Below are 14,449 nucleotides of genomic sequence, written 5' to 3' on the forward strand. Positions count from 1 at the left end.
ATGCACAATAAGCACTCCTATTTGGTTAGCATGGCAGGTTTAATGGTTAGTTTGGGTGCGATCGCGCCAGCGCTGACTTGTCAGTTCATACCCCCAGCCCACGCCCAAATCATTCCCGATGGTACCCTGTCTACGACTGTCACATCATCCGACAACCAAAACTTTGTCATTGAAAATGGCGATCGCACCGGCAATAATCTTTTCCACAGCTTTGATACGTTCTCTATTCCTACCAACGGCTCTGCTGTTTTTAATAACCCCACCGATATTGAAAACATCTTCAGCCGAGTCACTGGACTCAGCCTCTCTAATATCGACGGTTTACTACAGACCATTGGTACAACTAATCTCTTTTTGCTAAATCCTAATGGCATTATTTTAGGACCGAATGCGCAACTAGATATTGCCGGGTCGTTTACAGCCAGTACAGCAAATAGCCTGGTCTTTGCCGATGGTGCTGAATTTAGCGCTATAGCGCCTGAACCATCGCTGCTGAGCATTAGCGTGCCGCTGGGACTGCAGTTAAACACTCAGCCCCAGGGGGATATCGAAAGTCGGGGGCAGCTGGAAGCCGGTCAGGATCTGACGCTACTAGGCCAGAACCTCTATCTGGAAGGTGAGATTATTGCCGGTAATGATCTCACTCTACAGGCCCAAGACACTGTCACCATGAAGGATACGCTTGTATACTCAGGCAATGATCTGACTGTGCAGGGAGGACAGGGCATCGATATTTTGGCCCTGAACCGTCTAGAGCCGGTACCATTTGCCAGTGGCGGTAACTTGACGCTGATCAGTGACGGAAACATTTCCGCCGACACCCATTTTGAAAGTGGAGGCAATTTCCAGTTTCTGATGCTAGCAGGCACACCTGCCACTGTTGTTAGCTTCTATGACCCAATCATTTTGGCGGATGGGAATGTAGTCTTAGGGGACTACACTGGTGTGGCCCTCAAGTTAGAGGCTAAGGGCAGTATCGATGCTGGCGATATTGTGATTACTGGCCCAGATACCACACTGAGTGCCGATGGCTCGGGCTCCGATGTTAATTTATTAGCTAGCAGCCGGGCCGCCATTTTGCGAGCAGGGGTAAATGCTGACCCTGGACAGCCCCCCGGCAGTATTACGGTCAGCAGCATCAACACTTCGGATGTGACCGGGGGCGATGGTGGCCCCATTATTCTTGAGGCGGCAGGGGATATTACCGCAAACGGCTTTTTCCTGGGGCCGCTGGACATACCTATCACGCTGGGCTCATTCTCGTTCGCAGACGGAGAGGATAGTGGCACTGGCGGAGCCATTACGATTTCCTCGGGTTCAGGCAATATTTCCCTACAGGGGAACCGACAATCGACTTTCCCGTTCAACGGTTTCGCAAATGGTCCTATCACCGTGGGTTCTTTCTCCCTATCGGCGCGGAATGATAGTGGCAGGGGTGGACCCATCAGGATTACGGCTGATGCTGGCAAAATCGACATTGTGGGCGACCTAAATACTCAATCGTATGCGTTCCAGAATGATGACAGTTCTTTACCGGCTGGGGACAGTAGTACCGGAGGAGATATTACCCTTGTATCTAATATTGGCGACATCACGATTGATGGCCTTCTGACCACTTTATCGGGATCGTTTGGATCATTTCCAGGTTCTTCCCCTGCGGGCAATAGTAGAGATGCGGGTAATATTTTCCTCTCCTCAGGGTCAGGCGATATCCGACTGGTCAATAACCAGGGTGGGCGCATCCTGGATACGACTTCAAAATCACAAGCACTTGGCTCTATTGCTGGCGACAGTGGTGATGGCGGCAATATAACTGTTTCATCCACCACAGGCGACATCGTGACTGACGGGGCTTTTGTGGTTGCAGGCTCTTCTTCCGAGGCGTTTGCACCCACGGCTGCTAGCTCCAGTGGTAACAGTGGTAATGGCGGTAATATTATTTTTTCATCTACCTCCGGCAACATCACCATTAACAGTGTTTTGCAATCAAGCGCCGGCTCAGGTGGAAATTCGTCAGTGTCCCACACCTCTGGCAGCAGTGGAGATGGGGGCAATATTTCGATCACGTCAGATTCAGGAACTATCACTCTGAATCCCCCAGACACAGAATTTTTTCGCCTGTTTCCTGAATCTGCCTTTATCTCTTCGATAGCAAGGTCTTCGGGCGGATTAAATACTGAGGTTCAGATATCTGAATCTGTGACTATTTCCTCTGGCAATAGTGGTAACGGCGGCGATATTGCTGTTGCCTCGAACTCCGGCGATATCACCATTAACACCAACTTGCGGTCGGAATCGTCCTCAGTAGTAACGTCAAGACTTGAATCCTCTGACGATAGTGGTAACGGCAGCAATATTACTCTTACCGCTGGCGACAGTGGTAACGGCGGCGATATTACGGTTTCCTCGAATTCTGGCGAGATCATCGTCAATGCTGGCCTGAGTTCGAAATCGTCCTCGAGCTCACAGCCAGCCACTGATTCATTCAGCGGCGGTATTGCTTTTTTCTCTGGCGACAGTGGTAATGGCGGCGATATTGTTGTTTCCTCGAATGTTAACGATATTACCATCAACGCTAGCTTGAGTTCGGCTTCGTCCACAAGCGCAACGGCAAACTCTAATTCCTTAGGAGATACGGGCAATGCAGCAGGTGGGGGAGGCATTACGATCTCCACCCGCTCAGGCAATATCCAAGTCAATGAGGATTTGCTAACATTATCAAATGCAACGTCCGGCACGGCTGGACGGGGAGGGGGAATTGCCTTATCCAGCCGTGGGGGAGCGGTGGTCGGCAATGACAACAGTCTAATTGTTGTCTCCATTGGAGAACAACCTGAAGCCACGGGGGCAGGTGGGGCCGTCACCCTAGAAGCCCATCAGGCTATCTCTGGCCTGAATATTCTCACCTTTGCGAATACTGGTCCCTCTGGCAATGTGGATATTAATGGATTGGGAGAGCAATTAACGGTGAGTGATGTCGCCCTCATCGTTGCGCTGCAGGACTCATTTGTTTCACCCATTGGTGACTTGCAAGAGATTACTCTGGATAATGAGACCAACTTCACCTCCGGCCAAACGGTAATCGCAAGTCTTGGCGACCTAACCCTCAATAATGTTTCTATTGCAGCCAGTGCCAACAGCACTCAACCGTCAGGTAACGTCACGCTCATCAGCCCCGATCAGGTGACGATCCTCAACAGCCAAATCAACAGCAATGCCAGTAATACAGGACTAGCTGGTAACATTGAGATCAACGCTGAAAGTCTCACCCTGGTAGATACCAGCCTATCCACATCTACAACGGGGCCGGGCCGGGCCGGGGATATCAGACTAAATCTATCGGATATCCTAATCCTTGATGGCAGTACCCTGACGTCCAGCACTGAACTGGACTCAACAGGCCAGGGGGGCAACATTGAGGTGAACGCTACGGTTCCAAACCTTGAGGCCACGCTGCGCAATGGTGCCCAACTGGCGGTCAACTCTGCAGGTCAGGGCGAAGGGGGGAATATCAGCGTCACCGCCCAACGGCTCACCCTCGACGATGCCAGCCAAATTAATGCCACCACCCTCAGCAGCGATGGTGGCAATGTAACCCTGATGCTTGGAGATTTGCTACTGTTGCGCAATGGCAGCGAGATTTCCACAACCGCCGGAATCGCTGAGGCTGGTGGCGATGGCGGTGACATCTCAATTACGTTAGCAGATGGCTTGATTGTGGCCCTGCCAAACGAAAACAGTGACATTACGGCCAATGCCTTTGAGGGGGACGGCGGCAATATTCAGATTACGGCTGACGGCATTGTCGGACTGCAGTTCCGGCCTGAGCTAACACCGTTGAGTGACATTACCGCCAGTTCTCAGTTTGGGGTGGATGGTATTGTCCAAATCCAAACCCCAGACCTGGACGCCAGCCAGGGCACTGTCGAGTTACCCAGCGACCTGACGGATCCAAGCCGCCAAATCTCTACAGGATGTTTGGTGGCAGTCGACAACTCACTTGTAATCACTGGACGGAGCGGCTTGCCAGAAAATCCAAATATCCTAGATAACCCTGCAATCTGGGAAGATTGGCGTCCGTTAGAAACTGAAAGTGAGATGAGGTCAGCTATACCGACTGTATTGATGCCGACTCTCCCCACTGCCCTTAGAGAGGCAACAGAAATGGTTAGGAACACCAATGGCCAGGTCCAGTTTGTCGCGACCCGACCAGATACGAACATAGGTCCGACCAATACCCACTGTCTCTCATTGGGTTAACAATTTTTGGATTGATAGAACTAACTGTTTGAGTTTAACCGGTTTACTGAGATACAGGTTAGCCCCAGCCTCTAAACAACGCTTTCGATCTTCTGTCATGGCAAGTGCTGTCAGTGCAATGATAGGGATTTCAGCCAGAGCAGGTAATTGACGGATGTGTTGGATGGCCGTTAAACCATTCATGTCAGGCATATGGATGTCCATGAGAATAATATTGGGTAGTTCAGCCTGCGCTAACGTAATGGTAGCTTGACCACTTTTTGCCACTTGCAGACGATAGCCTTTAGCACGCAGATAACTGGAGAAGGTGAGGATATTAGCCTCATTGTCTTCTGCCAATAGGATGAGGGGAACTGCGGTGGATTGTCCGCTTTCAGGAGTTGCTGGACTGGACTCTGGCACAATTTGAGAGCTGGGATCACTAAGCTCAGAGATGATATAGGGCAGCTCAATAGCAAAACAGCTACCTACACCAACTTCACTAGTGACAGCGACTTGTCCTCCATGGAGTTCAACAATCCGTTTTACCAGAGCTAGACCCAGTCCAGTGCCTTCATATTGTCGATTGAGGTTACTTTCAATCTGGACAAAGGGTTGAAACAGTTTTTTCAGATTGTCTGGAGTAATGCCAATACCTGTATCGGTCACGGTAAAGCGTAGATATTTTTGGTTGCGGTTCTCGTCTGATGGTAATGGCTCCACTTCGAGGGTGATGTGTCCCCCTGCTAGGGTAAATTTCACAGCGTTGTTCAACAGATTAATCAAAACCTGACGAATCCGCCGTTCATCAACCACTATATCCGGTAAGTTTGAGGGGACTTTCTGGTGAAGCTGGATACTTTTTTTCAGGGACTGTTCTTCGATAAAGGCCAAACTAGACTTACAGAGGTATGTCACCGCAACCGGAGCATATTCTAGCTCGATTAGCCCTGACTCAACCTTGGCTAAGTTGAGAATGTCGTTGATCAGTTCCAGCAGATGCGATCCACTCCGTTCAATAGTCTGTAACGCTTGCAGTTGTTGCCCATTAATCTGACCGACAACCTTCTCTTGTAGCACCTCCGTCATCCCCAGAATCGCATTCAGTGGTGTACGTAGCTCGTGGCTCATATTGGCCAAGAAAGTACTCTTGGCCTCGTTGGCAGCTTCAGCTTGTTCTTTGGCAACTTTCAGCTCATAAGCCCCGGCTTCGGCCTGTTCTTTGGCAATTTTCAACTCATAGGTTCGTTTTGTCACTTGAGCTGCGAGTTGGCGATTATAACTTTCGATTGCTTGAACTCGCCAGCGATAAATTCCTGTGATTAATCCTAATCCTGACACCACTAACAGACTGCGAAACCAAATGGTCTGCCACCAGGGTGGTGTAATCGTAATTTGTAGGGCTCTACCGTTTTCATTCCAATAGCCATCGCTGTTACTGGCTTTGACCCGGAAGGTATAGGTACCCGGATTGAGGTTAGTGTAGGTAGCAAAGCGACGACGACTGTCGACCCAGGTCCAATCTTGATCAAAGCCCTCCATCTTATAGGCATATTGATTGTGTTCAGGAAACCAGTAGCTCAACGCCGCAAAGGCAATGCTAAAGACTGACTGATTATGGCTCAGGGTAATTTGATTGGTAACACTGATGTCCTGGGTTAATGGGGACCCCTGCTGACCAAGAGAGATCGACTGGTTGAATAGTTGAAAGTCGGTGAACACGACCGGCGGTGCAAAACTATCCTCGATTAATTGATTTGGGTAAAACGTATTAAAACCAGCAGTGCCGCCAAAAAACATCTCTCCCGCTGGGCTTTTGTGATGAGCACTGGCAGCAAATTCTTGACCTTGTAAGCCGTCATGGATACCATAATTTCTAAACGTGAGCCCCCTGGGGTCAAATTTGGAGAGCCCTCGATTCGTGCTCACCCACAGATAGCCTTGGTCATCCTCCAGGATGCCGCGAATATTCCCACTGGGTAAACCGTCTTTCTCTCGATAATTGGTAAATGTGCCCGTGGTTGGCTCTAATCGACTTAACCCGGCGGATGTCCCAATCCATAATGTGCCGGTGGCATCTTCGTGAATCGAATATATAGTATTGCTTGCCAGGCTGTTCTGAAGGTCGTTTGGATTGTGCTGATACCGAGTGAACTGTTCGGTCTGGGGGTCAAATCGAGTCAAGCCTTTGTGCCAGCTGCCGAGCCATAGAATACCGGACGGGCTAATGTGAATAACTCGAACATTATTATCACTCAGACTGTTGGCATCATCGGGGTCGTGGCGGTAAGCGCGAAACGTTTCTGTAATCGGATCAAAATGATTGAGACCACCCGCTCGGGTTCCCACCCAAATGCTGCCGTCGCCGTCAACCTGAATGGATAGGACACTATCATCTGGATCGCTTAAGCTGTTGACATCCTCTGGATCGTGCCGGTAGGTAGTAAACCACCCCGTGGTTCGGTCCAAACGATTCAATCCTGTGTGGCCAGCCCCACCCACCCAGAGATTACCTGCCGCATCTTCATCAATGGCGAGAAATTCTGTACCAGCCCCCAGGCTGTGAGGGTTAGTCGGTTCATGCAAGTAATGGGTAAATTGTCCTGACTGGCGGTCCACTTTTTCCAGACCGCTCTCAGTACCCAACCACAGTAAGCCGTCGCTGGTTTCATGAATAGCCTGAATAGAAGGGTGGTTCAGTAACTTCGGATTAATGGGATTGTGCTTATAGTGGGTGAACTTGGCAGGAGATGGATTAAATATATTCACCCCGCAACACCAACTCCCGACCCAGATGATGCCGGAACGATCTTGATACGTCGTGATCTTGTCGCTAGCACTGATGGTGGATGCATCCAGCGGATTGTTTACCAAATGGGTCCATTGCTCCTGATTGGGCTCACGCCTGGCAAAACCGTGTCTACCATTTACCCACATCGTTCCTGTCTGATCGACTAGGATGCCTCTGAGTTCAGGATCGAGGACAGTAGGAGCCGCATAAGGCTGGCGGGTGAAGCGTTCTGTTTCTGGATCTAGGGTATACAGTCCCGATTTGGCAGTGAACCAGAGCAAACCCGAGGCATCTTCATAAAAGTTCTGGTTATTGCCCCAGTCGGCGTTCAAGCTTTGCTCCGTTTTAGGATCGACTGGGTAACGGGTAAACTGCCCCGTGGCTGGATCAAGGCGGTTAAGTCCCGAATGAAACGTGCTTACCCAAAACTGACCCTCCCTATCTTCATAAATGCCGACGACTTTGTCGCCACTGAGGCTGGTAGGGTCATTGGGGTCATGCTGGTAGCGGGTGACGTGACCTGTATCTGGATTAAAGCGGTTGAGCCCACCACCCCAGGTGCCAACCCACATAGTCCCAGCCCGATCTTGGTAGACACTAACAATATCATCGCTACTTAAACTGTTGGCATTGTCAGGGGCATGACGATGATGAGTAAATGTTTGGCGAGTGTGATCAAAGCGATTAAGACCGCCTCCGAGAGTGCCGACCCAGAGAAAGCCCTGCTGATCGATGGTGAGCGTACTTACAAGGTTGTGACTCAAACTGTTAGGGTCGTCCACGTCATTTTTATAGATCACCGTGGTACCGCCGTCGTAGCGGGTCAACCCATCCCAGTGGCCAAACCACATAAAGCCCTGGTTATCTTGCACAATTGCCCGCACTCGATTGCCCGCCAGGCCGTCTTCTTGGGTTAAGTGATTAAACTTGACGTCATCAGGTCTGTGAGCAAAGGAAGGAGATACCGCATTCAAAACAAACCCAAGGGTGGTGATTAAAACGGCAATCCTTTTTAACATAACGGGTGTGGAACAGCATCGGGATAGTGCTTGCCGACACTAACTTTTTCTAGGCCTTTCTCTAATAAACTTTTCTAATCATAACTTTACTGCTTTAATTTCAAAACCTCGAATTCCTGAAAAAATTAAATCTTTAAAGAGAAAATACAAGGTTCTTGCGTAGCGGCAGGTACCCGTCCTAAGAAAATAAAGATATCTTCTATGTATAGGACAAAAACAACACACGCTGATGATATCTGGATGCTCATGAAGACTGTATCTTGCCAAACGCTGCTTCAGCAGATGCAACATCTTGTCATCGTTTTAGCAAGAATGCGTCCCCAGTTACAGCAGCCATCTAGAAGCCTTTATCTACCTATTTTTACTCTCTGTGCGATCGCGCCAGCCTTGACTTGTCAGTTCGCACCCCCAACCCACGCCCAAGTCATTGCCGATGGTACCTTCTCCACCAATGTTGCTTCATCTGACAACCAAAATTTTGTGATTGACGCTGGCGATCGCGCTGGCAATAATCTCTTCCATAGTTTTGACACATTTTCTATTCCCACCAACGGTTCAGCCATTTTCAACAATGCCATCGATATTAAACATATCGTCAGCCGGGTTACAGGTATCAACACATCTGATATCGATGGGCTAATTCAGGCCAATGGTACAGCTAACCTCTTTTTACTCAATCCCAATGGCATCCTCTTTGGCGAGAATGCTTCGCTGGATATCGGTGGTTCTTTTTTGGCCACCACGGCTGAGAGTATTCTCTTTAGCGATAATGTTGAATTTAGTACCACCGATGTGACTTCGGCCTCTTTACTCACGATATCGACTCCCATGAGGTTGCAATTTGCCGCTAATCCCAGCCCAATTACGGTAGAAGGTACCGGACATAACCTGACATTGGACTTAAATACATCTTCACCGATTCGTGACAATCGCCCAGTGGGATTACAGGTTCCTTCTGGACAAACCTTAGCCTTCATTGGAGGGGACATCTTGATTGAGGGTGGTCATCTCACAGCGAATCAAGGTCGTATTGAATTAGGAAGTGTGGCCCAATCGGGCTCAGTTTCTCTCATGCCCACATCCGATGGATTTACTCTAGACTATGCGGCCATAGATAACTTTGGCGATCTCAGATTCACCCAAGCTGCTTCAGTCGAAGTGAGTGGCGAGGGTAGTGGTAATTTGCACTTCCAAGGCAGAAATATTTCTGTCTTAGAGACTTCAGCCATTATCAGCAACGTCCTGGGTGCAGACTCAGGTGGGGAGATTCGTGTTCGAGCTTCTGAATCAGTTGACATTATTGGCATTCAGACCGAAGACTTTCCCAGTGCTTTTTTTAATCAAGGGGAAGCGGTCAGTACTGGTAATGTTGGTAATTTATCGATTCAAACAGGACGGTTGCAGGTAGTCGATGGTTTTGTTTCCAATGCTATTTCTGGTGCTGGGAATGGCGGAAACTTAACGATAAAGGCCAATGACATCACGTTAATTGGTAACAATGTTTTCCAAGGAAACTATAACACGGGACTATTGGCGCAGGTTTTCTCAAGCGGGACAGGACAGGGAGGAGCATTGAGCATTGATGCTGATAATCTCTACATGCAAAGCTCATTGATCTCTAATGCTACCCTCGCAGAGGGTAATGCCGGGAACACTGTCTTACAAGTCGATACGTTGCGACTGACAGAGAGTTCACAAATTTTTTCTGGGACAATAGGCCAGGGGAATGGTGGGAACATTTCCATTGACGCAAACGAGATCACAATAACGAGTACAGAGAAAGACGCTCCGTTTTTGGCTGGCATATACACTACTTCATTAGAAGACGGTAATGCTGGAAACATTGATATACAAGTCAATAATCGTCTACAGCTTACGGGGGCAGCACGAATCTCCTCCTTGACTAGAACGGCTGGAACGGCTGGAAATATCATGCTCCAAGCGGGTGAGATTGAGGTGAATGGAGCTGGAGCTACCGGAGGGGGTGGCATTTCTGACGATGGACAGTTGACCAGTCGGATTACTGCCTTCAGTGAAACAGACTTTGCAGCTGGCAAAATCGACATTACGGTCGAGACATTGCGAGTCACTAATCAAGGGCTGATTAGTGTCAGCAACCTTGAGGGGGGAGATGCCAGCGACCTGTCCATTAGGGCAGACCAGATTCTACTAACCGATGGCGGAACATTGCAAGCAGAAGTGGCTGCTGGTAATCAGGGCAACATTCTCCTCATGGCTGACAGCCTCCTGTTCCTGAAGAGGGGGGGACTCATTTCCACTAATGCCACCAATAGAGCTACTGGCGGCAACATTGTCATTGAGGCCCCAGTGATCTTAGGGTTAAACAACAGCGACATTGTTGCCAATGCTGTACAAGGAGATGGCGGCAATATTGCAATTACCACCCAGGCCTTATTGGGTCTCCAATTTCGCAATTTTCGCACATCTGAGAGTGACATTACCGCCAGTTCTCAGTTTGGGTTAGATGGCATTGTCCAAATCGATACCCCCGATCTTGAACCCAATCAGGGGCTGGTTGAGCTACCTAGCGAGCTGACTGATTCAAGTAACCAAATTTCTACAGGCTGTTTGGTTGCAGCGGATAACTCATTAACGCTCAGCGGACGTGGTGGTTTGCCAGACGCGCCAGACACCCTCAACAGCTTGGCAGTCTGGGAAGATTGGCGTCCCTTGGAAACGGAAGCAAGGACAGCAACTGCACCCAGAGATATTGCTCGTACTTCTTTTAGAGAGGCAACAGCAATGGTGATCGATGTGAACGGTCGGGTTCAGTTTGTGGCCTCAACAACTGAGAGGTTGAAGCCACCTATGGCAGCGAATCCTTTGATTCGCTGTGGTTCTAGAGACAATGTATGGGGACAGGAGAATGAATAGATTGAGACAATCAAACACCTGGTCAATCTATCGAACCCTCTGTTGGTTCGGCTTGGGTCTCTGGTTGGCCATAGCCCCAACCATGCTCCCCATGAGCGCGGCCACCCTGCATGCAAATTCTCAAAACCCAGCCCAGCTCAGCTCATCTACGACTGATAAAATCAGCCTGATTGAACAAGGGAGACATTATTACCAATCAGGCCGGTTTGCTGAAGCCCTTGGCCTCTGGCAACAAGCAGCGCAAACTTACCAGGCCCAAGGAAACCTAACAAACCAGGCCTTGAGTCTGAGCTACCTGGCCTCAGCCTATAAGGAGCTGGGGCAATGGCAGGCGGCAGAAACGGCTATTGCCCAAAGCTTAGAGCTGCTACAACAGGCTAATACCGACGCTCAAATCACCACAAACGCGGCCATCATTCTGGCCCAAGCCTGGAACACCCAGGGCAGTCTGCAACTGACCATGGGTAATCCGGAAGCAGCACTGACTAGTTGGCAACAGGCTGAGGCCATTTACGCTGACAATGATGATGCCCAGGGTCAGTTGGGCAGTCAACTTAATCAAGCCCAGGCCTTACAAAGCTTAGGGCTATATCGACAGGCCCGCACTCGACTGGAAGAGATGAATCAGCAGCTCCAGTCTCAACCCAGCTCACAGCTCAAAGCAAAAGCGTTGCAAAACCTGGGTGTAACGTTACAACGAGTAGGCGCATTTTCGGACTCGCTCAATACGTTGCAACAAAGCCTGGCGATGACCCAGCAGTTAGGGGCAGATACGAGTGCAGTGTTATTGGGGCTAGGGCATACCTGGCAGGGATTAGCGGAAAACGATAAGGCATTGGATACCTATGGGCAGGCAGCGGCTGTGGCCACAACTGCGATCGCAAAAACCCAAGCCCAACTCAGCCAGCTCAGTCTGCTCCTGGAAACTAACCAAATCACTGCTGCCCAGACACTTGTGCCCCAGATTCGAGCCCAGCTGCCGGATTTACCCGCTAGCCGCTCAGCCATTTATGCCCGCGTTAACCTGGCCCAAAGTTTGCTCAAGCTAGCCGAGCAAGCCCCATCTGGCGGCTCTGAGATGGTCCAGGTGCTGTCCACCGCCATCCAGCAGGCCCAGGAACTCAACGATGTCCGGGCAGAATCCTATGCCCTGGGCCAATTAGGCCAGATTTATGAACAAGCGGGTCAATGGGCCGATGCCCAATTACTAACCGAAAAAGCCCTGGCCATAATCCGAGGACTTCATGCCTCAGAAATTGCCTATCAGTGGCAGTGGCAGCTGGGACGGATTTTGTGTCAGGGGGATATTGCCTGCACTAAGACAGACAAGCGTAGGAGTGCGATCGCAGCTTATACAGAAGCCATTAGTCAGCTAGAACTTTTGCGCACTGATTTAGTCGCTAACGCCCAGATCCAATTCTCCTTTCGCGAGCAAGTAGAGCCTGTCTATCGCGAGTTTGTCACATTGTTACTAACGCCATCGTCCGGCCAAACCGAGATCAGCCAGAATCATCTCAAAAAGGCCCGCGACATCATTGAAGCCCTGCAGCTAGCCGAGTTAGACAACTACTTCCAATCCGCCTGTCTCGATGTAGAATCCCAGCCCATTGACCAAATCGATCGGGCCGCCGCTGTCCTATACCCCATCGTCCTACCCGACCGACTTGCCGTTATACTCGCCTTACAAGACCAGCCCTTGCATTACTATGAAACCGTTCTACCCCAGGCTGAAGTCGAAAGCAGTCTCAGCCAGATGCGGCAGTCCCTGAGCCTGGCCTTTCCCAATCAGCTGCGGCTACAAGTTTCACAGCAGCTTTATGACTGGCTGATCAGACCAGCCGAAGCTTACTTTACCGACCACGAGATCCAAACCCTTGTCTTGGTTCCAGATGGGCTGCTACGTAGCTTACCCATCGCAGCTCTCCACGATGGTCACCACTATCTGATTGAGCAATATAGCATTGCCATTAATTCTGGTTTACAGCTACTGGAAACCCCAACCTTAGACCCCGAGGGATTTAAACTCTTGCTGGGGGGGCTAACGGAAGCACGTCAAGGCTTTTCTGCTTTACCTGCCGCTGCCCTTGAAATAGAAAAGATTAGCGCTCAAGTGGCATCTCAGCTATTTCTTAACCAAGAATTTACTCAAAAAAATTTACAAACACAGCTGCAACAGTCTAATTCCTCTGTAGTACACCTAATCACCCATGGCCAGTTTAGTTCTAATCAGAATGACACCTTTCTTCTGGCCTGGGATCAGAAGATTAAAACCCCAGACTTGAGTAAGGCCCTGCAAACCAGACAGCTCAGTGCCACCAATCCCATCGAACTATTGGTGCTCAGCGCCTGCCAGACGGCGACGGGAGACAATCGCGCCGGGTTAGGGCTGGCGGGCTTGGCCCTCCGCTCCGGTGCTCGCAGTACCCTGGCTAGCCTGTGGTCTGTGGATGATCGATCAACGGCTGAGCTGATGGTTAAGTTCTATAACGCACTCAAGCAGCCAGGCACCCCCAAAGCCGCCGCACTACAACAGGCTCAACTGGCTGTATTACAGCAAGAAGACTACGATCACCCATTTTTTTGGGCGGCCTTTGTCATGGTAGGAAATTGGCTTTAATGGCTAAAAACAGCAATAGTGACTGTAAAGGAATTTAATTCCTCAGCAATATACTAAACAGGTGTCAAAAAGCGTAGTTAGTTGTCAAAATCGATGCATTCATCATGCTATCTATCCCTCTAAAGCTAGGAACCGTTGTTACTGCCATTGGGTTCCTTAGCCTGCTGGGTGGCACAGTTGAGGCTTTCTCCTATCAGACTGCCCCCTCACAGCTGTTAGCCCTGGACCCCCAAAGTTTTGAATTTATCCCCCCAGAGGATGATGGTCAGCCTCGTACCAATCGAGCCAGCGGCAGACGCGATCAGCTCTGTAATAACTCAGCATCTGGCTTAGCCCTGACGTTACTGATTCCACCTAGCAATCAGGGAATAACCACGGCAGCTCATCCCATATTTCTGGCCTATTTACCTCAGACCTCAGCGCAACAAGCTTTCCTCACCCTAGAGGGTGAGAATAATGATTACCTTTATCACACCCTGGTTGATCTACCTGAAACAGCTGGGATTGTTAGTTTTGCGATTCCTGAGACCGCACCAGTTCTAGAACCTGATCAACATTACAAGTTTTCCCTAGGGATGATCTACGGTCAAACCCTTGACCCCAATGACCCGGTCATCGAGGGCTGGATTCAACGGATTACCCCCGATACTGTTGCTGAATCTCAGCCATCCCAGGAGGCATCGTTTGAGCTGGGGGCCTGGTACGCCAGAAATGGCATTTGGTTTGATGCCTTAGCATTATTGGCTGATTTGCGTGCCACAGAACCGGATAATTTAGATGCGATCGCAGCCTGGGAAGAACTACTCCAGTCCGTCGGGCTTGACAGGGTGGGAACTGCACCACTGCTAAATCCTGTCGACTAATGTGTATTCCAGGGTGATACGATCC

At 49.8% G+C, this 14,449-nt stretch carries 5 protein-coding genes; 4 read left to right on the forward strand and 1 reads right to left on the reverse strand.

The features are described from left to right. Positions 1-4,260 (forward strand): two-partner secretion domain-containing protein, encoded by a 4,260-nt coding sequence (locus tag N836_RS54175; protein ID WP_023073214.1) that lies wholly within the window; start codon positions 1-3, stop codon positions 4,258-4,260. Here N836_RS54175 and N836_RS0138255 read toward each other — a convergent pair. After that, entirely contained in the window at positions 4,249-8,049 is a 3,801-nt protein-coding gene (locus N836_RS0138255; protein ID WP_023073215.1) for a hybrid sensor histidine kinase/response regulator, read from the reverse strand. The two genes, N836_RS54175 and N836_RS0138255, sit on opposite strands and share 12 nt — an antisense overlap. A 246-nt stretch (positions 8,050-8,295) precedes the next feature. Here N836_RS0138255 and N836_RS54180 point away from each other — a divergent pair, with 246 nt between their 5' ends. The 3 genes from N836_RS54180 to N836_RS54190 all read left to right on the forward strand — a co-directional run bounded on the left by N836_RS54180 (position 8,296) and on the right by N836_RS54190 (position 14,424). Then, on the forward strand, positions 8,296-10,944 hold the full coding sequence (locus tag N836_RS54180) for a beta strand repeat-containing protein (protein ID WP_161634975.1): 2,649 nt from the start codon (positions 8,296-8,298) through the stop codon (positions 10,942-10,944). Between the two features lie 91 nt (positions 10,945-11,035). Continuing rightward, on the forward strand, positions 11,036-13,561 hold the full coding sequence (locus N836_RS54185; protein WP_200867422.1) for a CHAT domain-containing protein: 2,526 nt from the start codon (positions 11,036-11,038) through the stop codon (positions 13,559-13,561). Between the two features lie 104 nt (positions 13,562-13,665). Beyond that, positions 13,666-14,424 (forward strand): DUF928 domain-containing protein, encoded by a 759-nt coding sequence (locus tag N836_RS54190; RefSeq protein WP_023073218.1) that lies wholly within the window; start codon positions 13,666-13,668, stop codon positions 14,422-14,424. Positions 14,425-14,449 lie beyond the last annotated feature (25 nt).

The sequence above is a fragment of the Leptolyngbya sp. Heron Island J genome, assembly GCF_000482245.1.
GTDB lineage: Bacteria > Cyanobacteriota > Cyanobacteriia > Phormidesmidales > Phormidesmidaceae > Leptothoe.